This window comes from Amycolatopsis sp. NPDC098790 (assembly GCF_044759945.1).
Lineage (GTDB): Bacteria > Actinomycetota > Actinomycetes > Mycobacteriales > Pseudonocardiaceae > Amycolatopsis.
The window spans coordinates 783,755-804,041 of the sequence record NZ_JBIWAI010000002.1 but is presented as its reverse complement, the minus strand read 5'-3'; the positions used below and the strand labels follow the sequence as shown (position 1 = coordinate 804,041).

Sequence of the window (20,287 nt, the reverse complement as noted above, 5' to 3'; positions counted from 1 at the left end):
TAGACCATACGTCGAAACGGACACGAGGTCAACAGATGGCAAAGTCGAGGTTCATGTTGGTAAGACGCCAACTGTCACCCGGTGTTCCGGTCAGCGGGACCCGCCGGAGGTGACCAGGCCGCGCCGCGCGCCACGGCTGCCTCTAGGATTCCGCCGGTGACCACCTACGACGACACGTTCGAGCACCTCGACGCCTCCGCCCTGCCGGAGCGGCAGCAGAAGATCCTGGTCGTGATCCGCGACTGGGTGGTCCGCCACGGCTACTCCCCCAGCACCCGGGAGATCGGCGAGGCCGTCGGCCTGCAGTCGACGTCGTCGGTGTCGAAGCACCTGGCGAGCCTGGAGGACAAGGGTTTCCTGCGCCGCGGTGCCGGCGTGTCGCGCCCGATGGACGTGCGCGCGTTCCTGCACGGCAGCGCGCCCGCCGAGGACGCCGACTCGGTGCCCGTGCCGGTCGTCGGCGACATCGCCGCCGGCACGCCGATCTCGGCCGTGGAGCACGTCGACGACGTCCTCAAGCTGCCGCGCGACCTCACCGGGCGCGGCACCGTGTTCGGCCTGCGCGTGCGCGGCGACTCGATGATCGACGCGGCCATCTGCGACGGCGACATCGTCGTGGTCAAGCAGCAGACCGAGGCCCACTCCGGCCAGATCGTCGCGGCGATGATCGACGAGGAGGCGACGGTCAAGGTCTACCGCCGCCGCGACGGGCACGTCTACCTCGAGCCCCGCAACCCGGCCTACGCCGTCATCGACGGCGACCGGGCGGCGATCCTGGGCGTGGTCGTCTCGGTGCTGCGGAGCGTCTGACCCGCTTCACCAGGTGACCGGCAGCTCGTAGACGCCGTAGACGGACCCGTCGTGCTTGAACGGGATCCGCTCGACGTCGGTGGCCAGCGCCAGCGTCGGGATCCGCCGGTACAGCGTGCTGTAGACGACCTGCAGTTCGAGCCGGGCCAGCGGCTGGCCGAGGCACTGGTGGACGCCGAACCCGAACGCCACGTGCCGGTGGGAGTCGCGGGTGAGGTCGAGCCGGTCGCCGTCCGGGAAGACCGCGGGGTCGCGGTTGGCGACGTCGTTGGCCATGATCATGCCCTCGCCCGCGCGGATGGTCTCCCCGGCGATCTCGATGTCCTCGAGCGCGAGGCGGCGGCGGCCGTTGTGCGTGATGTTCAGGTACCGCAGCAGTTCCTCGACCGCCGACGCGACCAGGGCCGGGTCGTCGGACTCCCGCAGCAGCGCCAGCTGGTCCGGGTGCTCCAGCAGGGCCAGGGTGCCGAGCGCGATCATGTTCGCCGTCGTCTCGTGGCCGGCGATCAGCAGCAGCACGCCCATCTGCGCCGCCTCGGTCCGGGTCAGCTCTCCTGCGTTCACCCGGGTGGCGAGGCCGGAGAGCAGGTCGTCGGCGGGCGCCTCGAGCTTCTCCCCCACCAAGCGGTCGAGGTAGCCGATGAGTGCCCGGTGGCCGCCCGCGCGCTCTTCGGGCGTCGCGTCGCGCCGGACGATGAGCTTGCTGTTCTCCTGGAAGAAGTCGTGGTCGGTGTACGGGACACCGAGCAGCTCGCAGATCACCAGTGACGGCACCGGCAGCGCGAACGCCTCGACGAGGTCGACCGGCTTCGGGCCGGCCAGCAGCTTGTCGAGCTGCTCGTCGACGATCCTCTGCACGGCCGGGCGCATCGCGGCCGTGCGCCGGATCGTGAACGGCGCGGTCACCATCTTGCGCAGCCGCGCGTGTTCCGGGTTGTCCATCAGGATGAAGCTGATCCCGGTGCCACCCTTCGGCAGCGGCGCCGGGCTCGGGTAGCCGGGCCGGGTGATGTCGGCGCTGACGCGCGGATCGGCCAGCAGCGCCCGCTGCTCGGCGTAGCGCGTCACCAGCCACGGCGTGCTGCCGTCCCACAGCCGGACGCGCGCGAGCGGCGCCTCCGCCTGCAGCGCGCGGGCCGCGGGCGGCGGGTCGAACGGGCAGCCGGCGGCGCGCGTCATCGGGAACTCGGGGATTTCGGCGGTGCTCGTCATCGTTCCTCCGCGGTGGCCGTCAGTTCGTGATCAGTCAACCGAAGACTGCTACGCTAAGTCAAGCGACTGATTTAATTCGGACATCCCACGGAGGACTCCTCGTGCCCGACCCATCCACGCCCGCCAGAGAGGCGTCGCCGCGCGCGAACCTCGTCGTCGGGGTCCTCGCGCTCGCGGGCATCACCGTCTCGCTGATGCAGACGCTGGTCATCCCGCTGATCCCCGCCCTGCCCGGGCTGCTGCACGCCTCCGCGGCCGACGCCACCTGGGCCATCACCGCCACCCTGCTCGCGGGCGCGGTCGCGACGCCGACCATGGGCCGGCTCGGCGACATGTACGGCAAGCGGCGGATGCTGCTCGTCAGCCTCGGCGCGCTCGTCGCAGGCTCAGCGATCGGCGCGCTGTCGGACAGCCTCGTGCCGATGGTCGTCGGCCGGACGCTGCAGGGGCTGGCCGCCGGCGTCATCCCGCTCGGCATCAGCATCATGCGTGACGAGCTGCCCGTCGAACGGCTCGGCTCGGCGACGGCGCTGATGAGCGCGTCCCTCGGCGTCGGCGGCGCGCTCGGCCTGCCCGCAGCGGCCCTGCTGGCCGAAAACGCCGACTGGCACGTGCTCTTCTGGACCGCGGCCGGGCTCGGCCTGGTCGTCACCGCACTGGTCGTCGCGCTCGTGCCCGAGTCGCCGGTGCGCACCGGCGGCCGGTTCGACGTCCTGGGCGCGGTCGGGCTTTCGGTCGCGCTGGTGTGCTTGCTGCTGGCCATCTCGAAGGGCGCCGACTGGGGCTGGGGCAGCGCGGCCACGCTCGGCCTGCTCGCCGCGGCCGTCGTCGTCCTGGCGCTGTGGGGCCGATGGGAGCTGCGCACGCCGACGCCGCTGGTCGACCTGCGGACGAGCGCGCGGCGCCAGGTCCTGCTGACGAACATCGCGTCGGCGGTCTTCGGCTTCGCGATGTTCGCGATGTCGCTGGTGCTCCCCCAGCTGCTGCAGCTGCCGGCCGCCACCGGCTACGGCCTCGGGAAGTCGATGCTGGTCGTGGGCCTGGTGATGGCGCCGTCGGGGCTGGTGATGATGGCGCTGGCGCCGGTGTCCGCGCGCATCACGGCCACCCGCGGCCCGAAGACGACGCTGATGCTCGGCGCGGTGGTCGTCGCCGCCGGGTACGCGCTCGGCATCGTCCTGATGAGCGAGACCTGGCACCTGGTGGTGGTGTCGAGCGTCATCGGCGCCGGCGTCGGGCTCGCCTACGGTGCGATGCCGTCCCTCGTGATGGGCGCGGTGCCGGTGTCGGAGACGGCGGCCGCGAACAGCCTCAACACGCTGATGCGCTCGATCGGGACGTCGGTCTCCAGCGCGACGGCCGGACTGGTCCTCGCGCGGCTGACCATCCACTTCGGACCGGTGGAACTGCCGTCGCAGAACGGGTTCCGGCTCGTGCTGGGCATGGGGTCGGCCGCGGCGCTGATCGCGTTGGGCGTCGCCGCGTTCCTGCCGCGGCGGACGCCGGCGCCGGCGTCCCCGAGCCCGGAACCGGCCGTCGTGGGCCGCTGACCGCACGGCGCACCACGGCGGCGTGGTCGCCCGGTCAGGATCGGGCGGCCACGCCGTCGAGGTGCAGGACGCCGTCGGTGTGGTGCGCGGCGACGAACTCGGGTCCCTTCGTCACGAGCCGCGCGATCGCCGTCGCGTGGCCGTGACCGAGGCCGTGCTCGGTCTTCAGCCACGCGATGACGTCGCCGTGCTTCGTGAGGTTCTTCTCCGCCGCGAGGTCGAGGAACGCGCGCGGGGTGATGCCGGTCTGCTTCTCGGCGTTGTCGAGGTAGGCCTGAAAAGACATGGTGACTCCCAGTTCGGGCCGAAGGTTCTTCGGTCGCTCGTGCTTGTCCCCAAGGTCCCACCGACAACTTTTTTTGTCAAGGCTTCGTCGCGACCACCGCCAGGGTCGTGTACGACAGCGTGAAGCCGCCGCCGAGCGCGTCGATGGCCGCGCCGACGCCGTCGAGGACGTCCGCCAGCGCGTCCGGCGCGAGCCGCGTCAGGCCGCCGGTCGTGGGCAGGAGGTCCAGCCATTCGTCGCGGGTGTAGGCCCGCTCCCACGCGAACGACCACCGTTCGGGCGCGCCGAAGCGGCCCGAATCCCGGATGCCGTCGGCGAACTTGGCGAACATGACGTCGTAGAGGTCGGTGGCGCTTCTCGACTCCCCCGCGAACGGCGAGTCCGGCAGCACGCGGCGGATGCCTTCGGTGAGGGCGCCCGCCACCGGGGCCGGCGGCTGGAACACGTGGGCGAACACGGCGAGCAGGCCGCCGGGACGCAGGGCCGCGGCCGCCTTCGCCGCGCCGGCGACGGGATCGACCCAGTGCCAGGCCTGTCCGGCGACGACCGCGTCGAAGGTCCGCCCCCGATCGTCCCAGTCTTCGAACTTCGCGACTTCGACGTCGATGCCGGTGTCGCGCGCGAAGGCGGCCATCCGCGGATCGGGATCGACGCCGAGCACCCGGCAGCCGGCGGCGCGGAACTGCCGGGCTTCGATCCCGGTGCCACAACCGACGTCGAGGACGTCGCGACCAGGGCTTTCGGCGACAACGCGAGCGATGAGCTCGTCGGGGTACTCCGGCCGGGCGCGGTCGTAGCGTTCGGTGTCGGTCCCGAACGATTCGGCGAACTGACGGGCTTCATGGGGCTGAGTGGGCATGCGCCCACTCTAATGGGCACTCGCCCACTAGGGCAACCGCCCGCGCGTTCGCCGCCCGCGTAACGGAGAATGGGGCCATGCCGACCGGGGTCCACTTGCGCGACGTACGCAAGCAGCTGTTCGAGGCGGCGGAGCGCGTCCTGCTCCGCGAGGGCCCGAACGCACTGACGAGCCGAGCGGTGACGGCCGAGGCGGACGTGGCGAAGGGCGTGCTGCACCGGCACTTCACGGACTTCGACGAGTTCCTGGCCGAGCTGGTGAAGGAGCGGATCGCTCGCCTGGCGGACCAGTCGGCGATCCTGGAGGCATCAGCGGGAACGCAGACGGTGGCGGTGAACCTGACGGACGCGCTGACCGACCTGTTCGACCCGGTCTCGGTAGCGCTGACGAGCTTGGTGTTCTTCCGCGACGAGCTCCGATCCCGCCTGCGCCGCCCCGGCGACGGCCTGCCGTTTCTGAGGGAGGCGAGGGAGATGCTCGCGACTTACCTGAAGGCCGAGCGGGCGCAGGGCCGCATCGCGGCGGACGCGAACGTGGATTCCCTGTCGCTGTCGTTGATCGGAGCGAGCCACCTGCTGTTCGCGGGGCGCCGGAGGCACACGCTGCCGGACCCCACGGAGCTGGAAAAGCTGGTGGTTACGGTGATCGCGGACGTGGTGCAGCGCCGGCTGCTGTAAGAAAGTCCATTGAGGACGAAAAGAGCCCTGCCTGCGTACTCCGCAAACAGGGCTCTCCGCGAATCTCGTGGGCGATACTGGGATCGAACCAGTGACCTCTTCGGTGTGAACGAAGCGCTCTCCCCCTGAGCTAATCGCCCGTCGTACGAACTTCCACGAGATCCCGGGGGTGGGCTCGTGGTGCGCGATACTGGGATTGAACCAGTGACCTCTTCCGTGTCAGGGAAGCGCTCTCCCGCTGAGCTAATCGCGCGCTGCGGAACTCCGTACTTGCTGAAGCATAGCGGGGTGGTTTCGGAGAGTCAGCAGGGGGTCCCCTGTGACGGCGCGCACGGCGTAAACCGCCGTGACACGAAGGCGACGGAACGGGCAGACTGCAAGAAGACCGCCCGCCGTCGCGAGCGGCCGCGCCCGACCAGGAGAGCTTTCGCCCCGATGACCGACACCGTGTCCACTCCGCCCGCCGACCTGGATCGCGCTCCGGCGCGGCCGGGGCTCCTCATCGGGGTCCTGGTGCTGTCCGCGTTCGTGATGATCCTCAACGAGACGATCCTGAGCGTCGCGTTGCGTGACCTGACCGTCGACCTGCGGGTGCCGACGACAACCGTGCAGTGGCTGACCAGCGGGTTCCTGCTGACGATGGCCGTGGTCATCCCGACGACCGGCTTCCTGCTGGAACGGTTCTCGCCGCGGGCGGTGTTCCTGTTCTCGCTGTCGGCGTTCAGCTTGGGCACGTTGCTGTGCGCGCTCGCACCCGGTTTCGGGGTGTTGATGGCGGGGCGCGTGGTGCAGGCGTGCGGCACGGCGGTGATGCTGCCGCTGCTGATGACGACGGTGATGCGGCTGGTGCCGCCGGAGCGGCGCGGCGCGACGATGGGGACGATCACGATCGTCATCGCGGTGGCGCCGGCGATCGGGCCGACGATCGGCGGCGCGGTGCTGTCGGGGCTGGGCTGGCGGTGGATGTTCTGGATCGTGCTGCCGTTGTCGGTGGCGGCGCTGGTGACCGGTGCGCTGCAGCTGCGGCTGGACAGCGAGACGCGGCGGGTGCCGCTGGACGTGCCGTCGGTGCTGTTGTCGGCGATCGGGTTCGGCGGCGTGCTGTACGGGTTGTCGTCGAGCGGCGAGCAGGCCGGCGCGGAGCCGCTGGTGCCGGCGTGGGTGCCGATCGTCGTGGGCGTGGTGGCGCTGGTGGTGTTCACGTGGCGGCAGCTGCGGTTGCAGCGGCGTGACCGGGCGTTGCTGGACCTGCGGCCGTTCACGCACCGGAGTTTCGTGGTGGCGCTGGTGCTGACGGCGCTGCTGTTCGTGTGCCTGATCGGTGCGGCGGCGATCCTGCTGCCGCTGTACCTGCAGACGGTGCTGCACACGAGCACGTTCGTGAGCGGGCTGGCGGTGCTGCCGGGCGGGCTGGTGCTGGGCCTGCTGGGCCGCCCGGTGGGCGCGTTGTTCGACAAGGTCGGCGCGCGGCCGCTGGTGATCCCGGGCGCGGCGGCGATGGCGGTGTCGCTGTGGCTGTTCACGACACTGGGGCCGGCCTCGCCGCTGATCGCGGTGATCGGGATCCACGTGCTGCTGATGGCCGGGCTGGGACTGATGATGACGCCGCTGTTCACGGAGTCGCTGGGCGTGCTGCCGGACCACCTGTACTCCCACGGGAGCGCGATCCTGTCGACGCTGCAGCAGGTGGCGGGTGCCTTGGGGACGGCGGTGTTCGTGAGCGTGGCGACGCTGTGGAGCGCGGACGGGGCGGCCGCGGGACCGGACGCGTCGGGTCTCCGGGCGGCGTTCGTGGTGGCCGGGGTGGTCGGGCTGCTGGCCTTCGCGGGGACGTGGTTCATCCGCAAGTCGACGCCGGGAGCGACGGCCGCACCGCACCACTGACGGCAGTTGGGCTGGGAGCCCTTGCACGGCGAGGCGGACCGGTCGCCGATGTCATGAACGACTCTTTCACGGCGTCGGACGACATCAACGACCCTTTCACGGCCTCCGGCAGCAGGGGTCCCGGGCAAAGTCGGCGGCCGGTTCGGCGCGGCGGCTCTCCAGCAGCTTCGGTAGTTGCGGCGGTGTCTTGAATGAGTCATTCAGGACCTCCGAGGTCCTGAATGACTCATTCAAGACCTTTGCCGAGCCGCTCCGCACTCGAGGCGAAGAGGCGGCCGGCTCCGGCCCGCGCGGCGGGCACTCGCACCGTCAATCCGTCCACTGAGGACAAAAGTCCCGCTTCCGCTCGGCGAAGGCTGGGGGGAACCTGCGAGCGGAAGCGGGAGTTCGAGGCCGGTACGGGGGTCGCCTCGCGGCGAGTGGCGCTACACGGCTCCAGCCGGACTGGCACTCCGTGAAGGCGAGGGGTGAGGCCCGGGGACTCCTCCGTACCGACACCCCTTACAACGCCACGGGAACGCAAGTGTTCCCGACGTGACGCGGCTCATGCCAGCATCCGTCCGAGCAGCACACCCAGCCGGTTCCGGTCGGCCGTCGCCAGTCCCGACGTCAGCGGCGCCATCGCCCGGCCCACCTCCGCCGTCAGTTCGCGAGCCAGCGCCACGCCCGAAGCGGTCAGGCTGACGCGCACCGAACGGCCGTCGTCGCGGCTGGCTTCCCGGGCAACCAAACCGCGGCGGACCGCACGGTCGACCAGCCCGCTCACCGACGACCGGTCCAGGCCCAGGTGCGTCGCCAGCTCCGCCATCTTCGGCGTGCGGTCGCGCAGGATGCCCAGCACCCGCAGCTGCGTCAGGGAAAGCTCGTGCGCCGCCGCGACCTGGCTCAGCACCGCCATCACCGCGAAGGACACCTGGGCGAGGTTGTCGAGCACCTCGTCGGGTTCGGTCATGCCGTCGAGACTACCTTGAACTAGTTGGTACTGCCATCTAAAGTAGTGGGTATTACCAACTAAAAGGAGTCGTCATGCGCGCAGCCGTCGTCACCGAGTTCGGCCTCCCGCCCACCTGCCGGGACTTCCCGGATCCCCAGCGCACCAGCGAAAACGAAACGATCGTCGACGTCCTCGCCGCCGGGCTGCACCCGCGGGTGCGCTCTCAAGCCAGTGGCGAGCACTACACCGGAAAGGGTGAACTTCCGCTCGTCCCCGGCATCGACGGCGTCGGCCGGGACGAAGACGGCACCCTCCGGTACTTCGTCCTCCCCGACACCTCACTCGGCTCGATGGCCGAACGGACCGTCGTCGACACCCGGCGCAGCGTCGTCCTGCCCGGCGACGCCGACCCCGTCACCGTCGCCGCGGGCATGAACCCCGCGATGTCCGCGTGGATCGCCCTGCGACGGCGGATCGAGTTCACCGCCGGGCAGGACGTCCTCGTGCTCGGCGCCACCGGGAACGCGGGACGGCTCGCCGTCCAGGTCGCGAAGCACCTCGGCGCGGGCCGGGTGATCGCCGCCGGTCGCGATCCGGAGCGGCTCGCCGCGGTCGAGGCCGACGAAACCCGGACCTTCGACGACCTGGGCAAGGCCGCCGACGTGGACGTCGTCCTCGACTACGTCTGGGGCCCGCCGACCACCGACGCCCTGCGCACGATCGTCACCGAACGCGCCGACCGGGGCCGCCCGCTCACGTGGGTCGAGATCGGCTCGGTGGCGGGCCCGGCGATCGAGCTCCCGTCGGCCGCGCTCCGGGCGGCGCGCCTGCAGCTCGTCGGCAGCGGGCAGGGTTCGGTGCCCACCCGGGACATCGTCGCCGAGCTGACGGCGCTCGTGTCCGCGATCGGGAGCTTCCGGATCGACGCGCGCCCGGTGCCCCTCCAGGACGTCGAACGAGCCTGGCGGGACACCGGGAGCACTCAGCGCGTCGTCGTCACTCCTTGACCTTCGGCGTCGCCCGCACGCCGGAGTGCAGGTACCGCTCCCCCGTCGGCAGCTCGTAGAACGTCACCGACACCCAGCCGCGCATGCCCGCCGGGCTGTAGGCGAAGTGCGCCGGGCCGACCGGCACCAGCTCGTCTTCGGTCGTCGGCTCCGGCACCAGCTCGGCGAGCGGGCCGGTGACGGTCTGCCGGATCCACAGCTTCCCGTCGCGGTCGAGGACTTCGGTGCGGACCGACTCCCGCTCGTAGACGCCGAGGAACTCCGAGGCGTCGACGTCGGGAGCCGGCACGGCCGGTTCGAGCGGCTGCGGCATCGCGATCCCGGCCAGCTCGGCGAAGATCTCGCGGTAGAGCTCTTCGTACAGGTCGTGCGTGCTGCCGCCGTTGGTCAGCAGCGTGACCGCCAGCCCGTGCTCCGGCAGGACCCGCAGGAACGCCGCCTGCCCGATCGTGTTGCCGTCGTGGCCGTAGACGCGCCGGCCGTCCCAGCCGAAGCGGATCCAGCCGAGGCCCCACGAGTCGCCGAGCGTGTCCTTGTCCGGCATCTCGAACTGCTCTTCGGTCATGGCTTGGGCGGATTCGGCCGAGAGCACGCGCGAGCCGTCCGGGCCGAGGCCGCCGGTCAGGTGCAGGCGGGCGAACGCCAGGACGTCCTCGGTCGACGCCGTGATGAGCCCGGCCGGGCCCGCCGAGCGCGGCAGGCCCCACACCGGCGCCGGCTGCGGATCGGCGTCGCCCGCCGCGGCGTGCCCCATCGCGGCGCGGTGCAGCAGCGCTTCCTCCGGCAGCGTGCTCGTCCGCTTGAGGCCGAGCGGGGTGAACAGCCGCTCGCGCAGGGCCGCGTCCCAGGTCTTGCCGGTCAGCTTCTCGATCACCCGGCCGATGAGGACGAACCCCGAGTTGCAGTAGGACAGCGTCGCGCCGAGCGGGTGGCTCTGCGCGGCCTGGTCGAGGATCGCGACGTACTTCTCGAGGCAGTCGTCGCCGCGGCCGGTGTCGGTGAAGACGTCGCCGTCGATGCCGCTGGTGTGGGTCAGCAGGTGCCGCAGCGTCACCTTCTTCGTGACGTCGGGGTCGGCGAGCTTCAGCTCGGGCAGGACGTCGGCGATCGGCGCGTCCAGCGTCAGCAGTCCTTCGTCGACCAGCTGCATCGCCACGGTCGCCGTCCACACCTTGGTGATCGAGCCGATCTGGAACACCGAGTCGTCGGTGACCTCGACGCCGGTCGCCTTGTTCAGCACGCCGAAACTCGTGAGCACCTGGTCGTCGCCGCGCAGGATGCCCAGCGCCGCCCCGGGAACGCGGTGCTTGCGCGCGAGCTCGGCCAGCCGCCGTCGCCAGTGCGCGGCGTCGAGCGGCACCCGCGCCGGCTTGCCCGGCTCCCCCGCGTACTGCTCGACCCAGTCGACGACGCGGCGGTTGAAGTCCACGCGGTGCGACGGCTTGCCTTCGAGGATGAACAGGTGCGACGCGCCCGGGTAGAGCACCAGCCGGGTGGGCACGCCCTGCTCGCGCAGCGCGGTGAACCACTGCTCGGCCTGGCCCACCGGGCACCGGTCGTCGTCGGCGCCGTGCACCACCAGCGTCGGCGTGCGCACCTTTTCCACCTGCGCCAGCGGGGAAAGCGCCGCGTAGTGCGCGCGGTTCTCCGACGGGATCGCGCCGAGTTCGGCGACGCCGAGGTAGTGCCCGCTGTCGGACGTGCCCGCCATGCTCACCGGGTCGCTGACCACGCCGCCCGCGATGGCGGCGGCGAACCGGTCGTCGCGGCTGGTGAGGTAGCAGGTCATGTAGCCGCCGTAGCTGTAGCCGGTAACGGCGAGCCGACGCGGGTCCGCCACCCCTTCGGCGACGAGGTCGTCCAGCGGCTCGAGGAAGTCCTTGGCGTCGGCCAGGCCCCAGGCGCCGACCGCCGCGGTCAGGAACGCTTCGCCGTAGCCGTCGCTGCCGCGCGGGTTGAGCAGCAGCACCGCCCAGCCGCGGGCGGCGAGCTCCTGGTGGTGGACGTGCACGGCGTCGGCGGTGCCGTTCCACGCGTTGTGCGGGCCGCCGTGGATGTCGAGCAGCAGCGGCAGCGGGCCGGTGCGGGCCGGGTCGCGCAGCAGCCAGCCCTGCACGACCGTGCCGTCGGAGACGGTGAACTCCCGCTCCTCGCGGGTGAACAGCTCGGCATCGGTGGCGCTGTGGGTGGTGTGCACCCGCGCCGCTCCCCCGGTGACGTCGACCGTCGCGACCTCGCCGAACGACGTCGGCGTGGTCAGCACGACCGCCGCCGTGGTCCCGGCGACGCTCAATCCGTCGACGGCCGAACCGGCCTCGCCGAGGACGCGCCGCGGCTCCCCGCCGGTGACGTCGACCGCGTACAGGTGCGTGCAGCCGCGGTCCCGGACGCAGAACAGGACCGTCGAGCCGTCGCCGGCGAGCCGCGGGACGGCGCCGGGGTAGCCCGGACCGCCCGGCATGACGTTGCGGTCGAGCGACGCGGCGAGGTCGACGGTCTCGCCGCCGTCCAGTGGCACTCGCAGCAGCCCGGCGTGCCCCGGCGCGGTGTCCCGGCGGCCGATGACGAGCAGCGCTTCGCCGTCCGCGGTCCAGGTGACGGTCCCGGCCATTCCCTCGGCCGAGCCCGCCAACCGCGGTTCGGCGGTGCGGTCGCCGGGGTCGAGGACGTAGACGCCGGACCGGAAGGTGAGGTCGGCGTCGGCGTCACGCGCCGCGGGGAAGGCCAGCCAGCCGCCGTCGGGTGACCAGGCCGGGTCGCCGGCGTGCCAGTCCCCCGCCGTGACCCGGCGGACCTCGCCGGTGGCGATGTCGAGGACGTGGACGTGCTTGCGCAGCGTGCGCAGCAGACCGGCACCGTCGGCCTTGAAGTCGACGCGGTCGGCGACCACCGGGGCGCTCGCGCGGCGGCCTTGCGCGCCGTCGTCTTCGCCTTCGTCGGCGGCGAGGTCGATCGGGGCGCTGAAGGCGATCTCGGCGCCGTCGAGCCGCCACACGGGGGTGCCCGCGCCGAGCGGCAGCATGGTGACCTGCTCGGGCTCGCCGCCGTCGGCGGGCAGCAGCCACAGCTGCGCCGGGCCGTCCTGGGCGCGCAGGAACGCGATCCGCGTGCCGTCCGGCGACCACACCGGGGCCGCGTCGGCCCGGCCGCGCGTGAGCCGGCGGGCCTCGCCGCCGTCCGTGGCGACCTGCCACAGCGAGCGGGTGTCGGTGTCCTTCTCGCGGTCCGCGGTGCGCACGGCGTAGACGATCCGGGCGCCGTCGGGCGAGATCGCCGGTTGTTCGGGGAACTCCAGGGCGTACAGGTCGTCGGTGCCCAGACGTCGGGTCATGCGGGATCTCCTTGTGGGAAACGGGTTCACGCGGCGAAGTGGCAGGCCGCGCGGTGCGGCCGGTGGGCGGCGTCGTCGGCCGGATCGGCCTCGGTGCAGAGCGTGCGGTCGGTGTGCACGAGCGGGCCGATCGGGCAGCGCGGGTGGTAGCGGCAGCCGGCCGGCGGGTGGTGCGGGTCGGCGGGTTCGGTGTCGGCGAGCGGGTCGTCGGTGTCGGCGAGCAGGTTGCGGTGCGCGGACGGCGCCGAGGCGAGCAGGTCCCGCGTGTACGGGTGCTGCGGGTCGGTGAGCACCTGCTCGGCCGGCCCGGCCTCGACGATCCGCCCGAGGTACATCACGGCGACGACGTCGCTGACGTACCGCACCACGGCGAGGTTGTGCGAGATGAACAGCATCGACAGCGCGAGCCGCCGCTGGACGTCGCGGACGAGGTTGAGCACCGCGCCCTGCACCGAGACGTCGAGCGCCGAGGTGATCTCGTCGGCGATCAGGACCTTCGGCTGCCCGGCCAGCGCCCGGGCGAGCGCGACGCGCTGGCGTTGTCCGCCCGACAGCTGCCCGGGCAGCATCCCGGCGCGGTCCGGATCGAGGTGGACCAGTTCGAGCAGCCGGGCCACCTCGGCTCGGCGGGCGCCGCGGGACGTGCCGCGGGGCATGGCCTCGGTGATCGACTCGCCGATCGCCATCCGCGGGTCCAGCGACGAATACGGGTCCTGGAACACCATCTGCAGCGGACGGCGCCGAGGCAGCCGCCGTACATCGACGCCGTCGAGCAGCACCCGGCCCCTGCCCACCGGCGCGAGCCCGACCGCGGCTTTGGCGAGCGTGGACTTGCCCGAACCGGACTCGCCGACCAGGCCCACGACCTGTCCGGAAGGAACGGTCAGGTTCACGCCGTCGACGGCGGTCAGCTTGCCGTACCGGACACTGACGGCGTCGAACTCCAGTGCGCTCACGCGGCTCCCTCCTCGTGCGACTGTCCGGAAAGGACACTCACCTGCGGGTGCCAGCAGGCGACCCGGTGGCCGTCGGCGGTCGCTTCCAGTGCCGGGTCCTCGTCCCGGCAGCGCTCGGTCGCCAGCGGGCACCGGGCGGCGAACGCGCAGCCTTCCGGTACCTGGTCCGGTTCCGGCGGGCGGCCGGGGATCACGGCCAGTGGCTCGTCGCGGTCGGTGTCGAGGTCGACCGTCGTGGCCAGCAGCGCCCGCGTGTACGGGTGCTGGGCCGGGCTGCCGGTCGGCAGGTCCTCGACCACGCGGCCGGCGTACATCACCAGCATCCGTTCGCACGTCTGGGAAACGACGGCGATGTCGTGGCTGATGAGCAGGATCGCCGCGCCTTCGGCTTCGCGGGTGCGGGCCAGCAGGCGCAGGACCTGCCGTTGCACGGTGACGTCGAGGGCGGTGGTCGGCTCGTCGGCGATGACGAGCTTCGGCTGCCCCATCAGGCCCATCCCGATCATCGCCCGCTGCCGCATGCCGCCGGAGAACTCGTGCGGGTACTGCCGGGCGCGCCGGGCCGCGGCCGGGACGCGCACCGCGGCCAGCCGGTCGACCGCGCGGGCGAACGCCGCGCGCCGCGACAGGCCGTGGTGCTGTTCGGACACCTCGGCGAGCTGCCGCCCGACCCGGCGGGCCGGGTTGAACGACGTCATCGGGTCCTGGAACACCATGGCGAGCGCCGTGCCGAGCTCCCGGTCCGGCGCCTTGTCCACGGGCTTGCCGTCGAACTCCAGCCGGTCCGCGGTGACGACGCCGGGCGCTTCGATCAGGCGTGACACCGCCAGTGCGGTCAGGCTCTTGCCCGAGCCCGATTCGCCGACCACGCCGATCGCCTCGCCCGGGCGGACGCTGAAGCTCACGCCGCGCACCGGCACGGTCCACCCGTTCGGGCCCGGGAACGCGACCCGGAGGTTCTCGACGACGAGCACCGCGTCGGCCGCGGGCTCGGCGGCCGACGCCGGGGTCGCGGCAGGCAGCGGCCCGGCGGACCGCCGCGACGCGCGCGTGCGGACCCCGACCACCGCGGCCACCGTCTCGCCGACGAGGTTGAACGCCAGGCCGGCGAGCACCACCGCCGCGGCGGGCGCGAGCGCGGCCACCGGGCTGACGTAGATGCCGTCCAGCCCTTCGCGCAGGAGCCGGCCCCAGTCGTAGTCCGGGGCCTGCACGCCGATCCCGAGGAACGACAGCCCGGCGAACGCGAGCAGCGACGAGCCGGCCCCGATCGTCGCGTTGACGACGAGGGGTTCGCCGATGTTGGGCAGCACGTGCCGGGCCAGCAGGCGGACCCGGCCGACGCCGGAGACCCGGGCCGCGGCGATGAAGTCGCGCCCGCTCACCGACGCCGACAGCGTCTGCACGAGCCGGGCGAACGCGGGCGCCATCGCGAACGCGATCGCCAGCACCGCGCCCTGGGTGCCGACGCCGAAGATCACCGCGAAGAACAGCGCCAGCAGCAGCCCGGGGAACGCGACCGCGATGTCGACGGCCGCGGTGAGCAGCCGGCCCGCCCACCGCGGCAGGACCGACGGCAGCGTCCCGAGCACGACCCCGACGCCGACGCCGATCGCGGTCGCGAGGACCGCGAGCCCGATCGACAGCCGGGTCGCGACCAACGTGCGGAGCAACAGGTCGCGGCCGAGGGAGTCGGTGCCGAACGGGTGCGCGCCCGACGGGCCCTGGCCGATCGCGTCGGTGTCGATCGCCGCGGCGCCGTCGCCCCACACGAGCGGGGCGACCACCGCGAGCACGACCACCACCGCCAGCAGCACGGCCGAGCACGCGCCCACCGGCGTGCGCAGCGCCGCCGTCCACGCCGCTCCTCGTCGTCGCGCCGTCATCAGGCCTCCCGAATCGCCGAGCGGGGGTCGAGCAGCCCGAGCACGACGTCGACCAGCAGGTTGACCAGCAGCACGCCGACGCCGTAGACGAGCACGATCCCCTGCACCAGCGGGTAGTCCTTCGTCACGATCGACTGCACGATCGTCGAGCCGAGCCCGGGCCAGGCGAACACGTTCTCCACCAGCACCGTGCCCGCCACCATCGAAGTCAGCATCAGCCCGCCGAGGGTGAGGGTCGCGGTGAGCGCGTTCGGCAGCGCATGCCGGGCGTAGACCAGCCGCGCGGGCAGCCGTTTCGCCCGCGCGGTGCGGACGAAGTCGGCGCCCAGCACCGAAAGCAGCTCGACCCGGATGATCCGGGCCAGCACCGCCGCCGGCCCGAGCGCCAGGGCCGCGACCGGCAGCACGTACGCGCTCGCGTCGTCGGCGCCGGCCACCGGGAACCAGCCGAGGCCGACGGCGAGCAGCGCCACCAGCCCGACCCCGATCAGGAACTCGGGAATGGCGGCGACGAGCACGCTGACCGACGTGAAGCCCAGTTCCGCGCCCCGGCGGCGGCCGCCGCGCGTGAGCACCGCGAAGCAGACACCCAGCGGGACCGCGACGACCACCACGACCGCGAAGGCGAGCACAGCCAGCTGCAGTGTCGAAGGCAGCCGGTCGCCGATCACCTGCGCCACCGGCTGGCCGCTGGCCATCGACGTCCCGAAGTCGCCGGTGACCAGACCGCGCACGTAGTGCCCGTACTGCACCCACAGCGGGTCGTCCAGGCCCAGCTCGGCGCGTTTCGCGGCCACCAGGTCGGCGGACGCGGTCAGGCCGAGCGAGGCGCGCACCGGATCACCGGGGACCAGGTGGATCATCAGGAACGCCGCGGTGAGCAGCGCCCACAGCGAGACGGCGAACCGGGCCAGCCGCCGCGCGGCGAACGCCGGCCACGGGTTGCCCCGCAGGCCGGCGGGCGCCGCCGCCGTGGTCATTTCGCGAACATCCGGATCGAGGTCGGCGTCAGGCTGCCCTGGCTGAGGGCGAACTTCGCGCCGCTGGCGTAGAACGGGACGACGGAGTCGAAGTACGGCACCGCGTCCACCCGCTTGATCAGCGCGGTCTCCGCCGCGTTCCAGTCCGCGCAGCTGGCGTCGCCGGGCTTGGTGGCCGCCTGCTGCGCCCCCTGGTCGTAGCCGGGGTTGCTGATGTGGGCGAAGTTCGTCCCGTCGGGCGCGGCCGGGCCGGAGACGAACGGCACCAGCTGGCTCGGCAGCGAGAACCCGACCGGGCCGAGGGAGACCTCCCACTCGCCGGTGCCGAAGAGGACCTGGCTGAGGCCGGGGCTGTCGACGGCCTTGAGCGTCACGTCGGCGCCGAGCGACTTCCACGTCTGCTGGACCAGCTCCGCGGTCGGCGCCATCGTCGGGCCGAGCTGGGTGCCGTAGAGAACGGTGAGGGAAAGCTTCTTGCCGTCCTTGGCGCGGACGCCGTCGGCGCCCTTGGTCCAGCCGGCCGCGTCCAAGGCGGACGCTGCCGCGGCCGGGTCGTGGGCCGGCAGGTTCCCGGTGACCGTGTCGCCGGGGCACACCTCGGGCTCGTTCGTGATCATGCCCTTCGACGGCCGGCCGGCGCCGGCGGTCAGCACCTTGCCGAGCTGCGGCAGGTCGAGGGCCTGGGTCAGCGCGCGGCGGACGGCTTCGTCCTGCCCGGGGCGCCCGGTCGCCTGGTTGTAGAACACCTCGCCCATCGGGGCGGTGAAGTCGGTGTGGAAGAGCTTGCGCGCCTCCAGCCGCTGCCGGTCCGGCCCGTTGATCTGGGCCGCGTTCAGCTCGCCGGACAGCAGCAGGTTGGTCGCGGTCGTGGTGTTCGGGATGACCCGCACGACGACCTTGTCCGGCAAACCGGTTTCGGCCTTCCAGTCGCCGGGGCCCCACGTGTAGTCCTTGCGGCGGGTGAACGTGTAGTGGTCGTTGGGCACGGCCTCGCTGACGGTGAACATCCCGGTGCCGGCCTCGCCCTTGGCGAGCAGCTTGCGGTCCGCGAGCCCCTTGGCGCAGGCGATCGGCACCCCGCCGACGTTGCGGGCGAGGAACGCGTCCGGCTTCCCGCTGGTGACGCTGATCGTGCCGGCCGCGTCCGCGGTCGCCTTGGTGCCCGGGGCGATGTACAGGCCGGCGATGGGCGACTTGTTCGCCGGGTCGCCGATGAAGTTGATGTTGGCCGCGACGTCGGCGGCGGTCAGCGGGCTGCCGTCGGCGCAGGTGAGGCCCTGGCGCAGGGTGAAGGACGCGGTCGTCGTCGACGCCTCCCACTTCGCGGCCAGCCCGGCGACCGGCTTGCCGCTGTCGTCGATGTTCAGCAGCGTGTCGTAGAGGAACCGGTCGACCTGGATGGCCACCGACAGCACCGTCATGTGCGGGTCGAGGCTGCCGGGGTCGGAGCCGACGCCGAGGCCGAACGTCTTGCCGTCGACGGGCGTGCCGTCCCCGGCCGCGGCGCCGCCGCCCGATCCCCCGCAGGCGGTCGCGGTGAGCGCGAGCACGCCGAGCACGACCCCCGCCGTCCGAGTCCTGGTCATGGCGTTTCCTTCCGGAGGTGGTCCACGGCGAGGCGGGCGGCCTTGCCGATCGCGGCGTCGACGGCGGGCTGCCGTTCGGCGAGGGAGTCCGCGCGGGTGAAGACGGCGACGGCGAACCGGCGGCCGTCGGGGTAGGACAGGACGCCGGCTTCGTTGCGGACCGCCGGGAGCGTCCCGGTCTTGGCCGCGATCCGTACGTCGGAGCCGAAGCCGGAGGAGATCCGGTGCGGCCAGATCTGCTGGGCCATGATCGTGCGGACGCGCTCGCACGCGGCCGGGTCGCCGGCGCGGTCGGTCCAGATCGCTTCGAGCAGCGTGGTGACTTCCCGGGGCGTCGACGCCGTCGTGCGGTCCGGGTCGAGCACCGCGAGCTTCCACGTCTGTTCAGGCGTCGCCCCGGCGAACACGGCGTCGAGGTCGGCGTCCTCGCCCGCTCCGAGGTCCGCCAGCACGGAGGCGAACAGGTCCTCGCAGCAGCCGATCAGCCGCGTGCGGTGCAGGCCCAGGTCGGTGAGGACGCGGTCGACGGCTTCCCGGCCGACGCGGTGGTAGATCACGTCGGTGGCCGCGTTGTCGCTCATGGTCAGCATGAACAGCGCGAGGTCGCGCCAGGTCATCTCGACGTCGTCGGCGCAGCCCGCGGTGCCGATCCCGCCGATGCGGTAGCGCTTGCCGACGCGGGTGCGCTCGGTCTCGTCGAGCCGGCCCGCGGCGACCTCGCGGGCGTAGGCGACGGCGACCGGGATCTTGAACACCGACGCGAGCACCACCGGGTCGTCGGCCCCGACCGCCACCTCCGCCTCGCCGCCGATCTCCCGCGCGTGCAGGAAACCCTTCGCCCCGGCCGCCAGGAAGGCGTCGGCGATCCTCGTTTCGACCTTGCTCATACGCGCACCCGCCGGTCGGCGCGGCCGGTGTGCAGGTACAGCGCGCGGCCACTGCCGTCGTCGCCGACGAAGGCGTGCGGGAGGTACATGCCCTGCATCGGCTCGCGCAGGATCAGCGTGTCGCCGTTCATCGCGACCAGCTCGGTCTTCTCGGGCTTGGCCAGCTCGGCGAAGATCCCCTTCGGGACGCGCTCGACCCAGATGCGGCCGTCGTCGTCCTGGCTGACCGTGATGTCCGCGACCGACGAGGAGTACTCGCCGACGTACCGCGTGGCGTCGATCCGCGGCGCGGCCGGGTCGGGCACCGGCGGCACCTTGAGCTCGATGCCGGTCAGCTCCTTCAGGAGGTGGCCGACGACCTCGGTGTAGACGGCGATCGGGTTGCCGCCGTTGGTCAGCAGCGCCACGGCGACGTCGTGCTCGGGCGCGAGGCGCAGGAAGGCCGACTGGCCGATCGTGCCGCCGTCGTGGCCGACCACCGCGCCGCCTTCGGACAGCGACCAGCCGAGGCCCCACGCCTCGCCCATCAGGCCGAGGTCGGGCAGCTCCACGACGCGTTCCCGCATGGCGCGGGCGCTTTCCGCGCTGAGGACGCGGGTGCCGTCCGGGCCTTCGCCGTCGCGCAGGTGCATGCCGGCGAACGTCACCAGGTCGCGCGGGCGCATCGCGAGCATCGAGCCGGCCGGGGCGTTGGACGCGGCCAGCGCCCAGACGCCGGCGGGCTGCGGCTCGGCGCCGGGCTCGGGCGTGAGGTGGCCGAGCGCGGCCCGGAAGCGGATCGCCTCGTACGGGCTGGCCGCGGCGTGCGTCAGTCCCAAGGGGACGAACAGGTGGTCGGCCAGGCAGTCGTTGTAGGACTTGCCGCGCAGCACTTCCACGACCCGGCCGAGCACGCAGAAGGCGGCGTTGTTGTAGGAGAACATCTCGCCGGGCGCGAACAGCTGCGGCACGTCGCCGAGGGTGGCGACGTACTTTTCGATGCAGTCGGCGCCGCGGCCGGTGTCGGTGAAGATGTCGCCTTCGAAGCCGGAGGTGTGGCACATGAGCTGCCGGACCGTGATCTTCGCGGCGGCTTCTTCGTCGGCGATCGTGAACTCGGGCAGGTACTTGCGCACCGGCTGGTCGAGGTCGAGCAGGCCCTCGTCGGCGAGCTGCAGGGCCAGCGTGGTCGTCCAGATCTTGGTGATCGACCCGATCTGGAACAGCGAGTCGGCGTCGGCTTCGACGCCGGTGCCCTTGTTGAGCACCCCGGCCGCGTGGTCGATGATCTCGCCGCCGGCGTACACGGCCACGGCCGCGCCGGGCACGTCGTGCTCGGCCAGGACGGCGGGGAGCCGGCTCTCGAGCCAGGCGGCGAGTTCGGTGAGTTTCGACATGGTTGCCTCTCGTCCGACGGTGGGGAACCGGCGTTGCGGGGATGCTAGGGCGGGAACCGGGGCGGC

The 20,287-nt window shown here is 72.5% G+C and carries 15 protein-coding genes, 2 tRNA genes and 1 pseudogene; 5 read left to right on the top strand and 13 right to left on the bottom strand.

Annotated elements, in window-relative coordinates:
• Window positions 1-156: 156 nt before the first annotated feature.
• Window positions 157-810 (top strand): transcriptional repressor LexA, encoded by a 654-nt coding sequence (gene lexA / locus ACIQWX_RS17370; RefSeq protein ID WP_400871393.1) that lies wholly within the window; start codon window positions 157-159, stop codon window positions 808-810.
• Between the two features lie 6 nt (window positions 811-816).
• Here lexA and ACIQWX_RS17365 read toward each other — a convergent pair whose 3' ends face one another.
• Entirely contained in the window at window positions 817-2,022 is a 1,206-nt protein-coding gene (locus tag ACIQWX_RS17365) for a cytochrome P450 (RefSeq protein ID WP_400871390.1), read from the bottom strand.
• Window positions 2,023-2,123: 101 nt separating this feature from the next.
• Here ACIQWX_RS17365 and ACIQWX_RS17360 point away from each other — a divergent pair, with 101 nt between their 5' ends.
• Window positions 2,124-3,572, top strand: a complete 1,449-nt coding sequence (locus tag ACIQWX_RS17360) for an MFS transporter (RefSeq protein ID WP_400871387.1) — start codon at window positions 2,124-2,126, stop codon at window positions 3,570-3,572.
• 34 nt (window positions 3,573-3,606) lie between these two features.
• Here ACIQWX_RS17360 and ACIQWX_RS17355 read toward each other — a convergent pair.
• Window positions 3,607-3,882: pseudogene (locus ACIQWX_RS17355) on the bottom strand (DUF4287 domain-containing protein); the annotation flags it as partial.
• Between the two features lie 52 nt (window positions 3,883-3,934).
• The gene (locus ACIQWX_RS17350; protein WP_400871384.1) at window positions 3,935-4,717 is read right to left on the bottom strand and encodes a class I SAM-dependent methyltransferase; all 783 of its coding nucleotides are present in this window, start codon (window positions 4,715-4,717) and stop codon (window positions 3,935-3,937) included.
• A gap of 77 nt (window positions 4,718-4,794) precedes the next feature.
• Between ACIQWX_RS17350 and ACIQWX_RS17345 the strand changes: the two genes are divergently transcribed.
• The gene (locus ACIQWX_RS17345) at window positions 4,795-5,394 is read left to right on the top strand and encodes a TetR/AcrR family transcriptional regulator (protein ID WP_400871381.1); all 600 of its coding nucleotides are present in this window, start codon (window positions 4,795-4,797) and stop codon (window positions 5,392-5,394) included.
• Window positions 5,395-5,462: 68 nt separating this feature from the next.
• Here the strand turns inward: ACIQWX_RS17345 and ACIQWX_RS17340 are convergent.
• Both ACIQWX_RS17340 and ACIQWX_RS17335 read right to left on the bottom strand, forming a co-directional pair.
• Window positions 5,463-5,534, bottom strand: a tRNA-Val gene (locus ACIQWX_RS17340).
• Window positions 5,535-5,572: 38 nt separating this feature from the next.
• Window positions 5,573-5,647 (bottom strand) — tRNA-Val (locus tag ACIQWX_RS17335).
• Window positions 5,648-5,829: 182 nt separating this feature from the next.
• On the opposite strand from ACIQWX_RS17335, the gene ACIQWX_RS17330 reads away from it, so the two are divergent.
• The gene (locus ACIQWX_RS17330) at window positions 5,830-7,278 is read left to right on the top strand and encodes a DHA2 family efflux MFS transporter permease subunit (protein WP_400871378.1); all 1,449 of its coding nucleotides are present in this window, start codon (window positions 5,830-5,832) and stop codon (window positions 7,276-7,278) included.
• Between the two features lie 544 nt (window positions 7,279-7,822).
• On the opposite strand, the gene ACIQWX_RS17325 is transcribed toward ACIQWX_RS17330, so the two are convergent.
• Complete coding sequence (locus ACIQWX_RS17325; protein WP_400871375.1) at window positions 7,823-8,230, bottom strand: MarR family winged helix-turn-helix transcriptional regulator; 408 nt, start codon at window positions 8,228-8,230, stop codon at window positions 7,823-7,825.
• Window positions 8,231-8,304: 74 nt separating this feature from the next.
• On the opposite strand from ACIQWX_RS17325, the gene ACIQWX_RS17320 reads away from it, so the two are divergent.
• Window positions 8,305-9,219, top strand: coding sequence for a zinc-binding alcohol dehydrogenase family protein (locus ACIQWX_RS17320; protein ID WP_400871372.1), 915 nt, complete (start codon window positions 8,305-8,307; stop codon window positions 9,217-9,219).
• Here ACIQWX_RS17320 and ACIQWX_RS17315 read toward each other — a convergent pair.
• From ACIQWX_RS17315 to ACIQWX_RS17285, 7 genes are read right to left on the bottom strand one after another with little or no spacing between them, the layout of a single operon-like run.
• Window positions 9,209-12,550: a serine hydrolase gene (locus tag ACIQWX_RS17315; protein ID WP_400871369.1), complete on the bottom strand. Its 3,342-nt coding sequence runs from the start codon at window positions 12,548-12,550 to the stop codon at window positions 9,209-9,211. The two genes, ACIQWX_RS17320 and ACIQWX_RS17315, sit on opposite strands and share 11 nt — an antisense overlap.
• Before the next feature lie 26 nt (window positions 12,551-12,576).
• Window positions 12,577-13,506 (bottom strand): ABC transporter ATP-binding protein, encoded by a 930-nt coding sequence (locus tag ACIQWX_RS17310; RefSeq protein ID WP_400871366.1) that lies wholly within the window; start codon window positions 13,504-13,506, stop codon window positions 12,577-12,579.
• On the bottom strand, window positions 13,503-15,392 hold the full coding sequence (locus tag ACIQWX_RS17305; RefSeq protein ID WP_400871363.1) for a dipeptide/oligopeptide/nickel ABC transporter permease/ATP-binding protein: 1,890 nt from the start codon (window positions 15,390-15,392) through the stop codon (window positions 13,503-13,505). Before ACIQWX_RS17305 ends, ACIQWX_RS17310 begins: the two co-directional genes overlap by 4 nt.
• Complete coding sequence (locus ACIQWX_RS17300) at window positions 15,392-16,372, bottom strand: ABC transporter permease (RefSeq protein ID WP_400871359.1); 981 nt, start codon at window positions 16,370-16,372, stop codon at window positions 15,392-15,394. The genes ACIQWX_RS17305 and ACIQWX_RS17300 overlap by 1 nt, the downstream gene beginning before the upstream one ends.
• Window positions 16,369-17,958 carry an ABC transporter substrate-binding protein gene (locus ACIQWX_RS17295; protein ID WP_400871356.1) on the bottom strand — a complete coding sequence of 530 codons (1,590 nt, stop codon included), beginning with the start codon at window positions 17,956-17,958 and terminating at the stop codon, window positions 16,369-16,371. The genes ACIQWX_RS17300 and ACIQWX_RS17295 overlap by 4 nt, the downstream gene beginning before the upstream one ends.
• Entirely contained in the window at window positions 17,955-18,845 is an 891-nt protein-coding gene (locus ACIQWX_RS17290; RefSeq protein WP_400871353.1) for a serine hydrolase, read from the bottom strand. The genes ACIQWX_RS17295 and ACIQWX_RS17290 overlap by 4 nt, the downstream gene beginning before the upstream one ends.
• Window positions 18,842-20,221: a serine hydrolase domain-containing protein gene (locus tag ACIQWX_RS17285; RefSeq protein WP_400871350.1), complete on the bottom strand. Its 1,380-nt coding sequence runs from the start codon at window positions 20,219-20,221 to the stop codon at window positions 18,842-18,844. Before ACIQWX_RS17285 ends, ACIQWX_RS17290 begins: the two co-directional genes overlap by 4 nt.
• Between the last annotated feature and the right edge of the window lie 66 nt (window positions 20,222-20,287).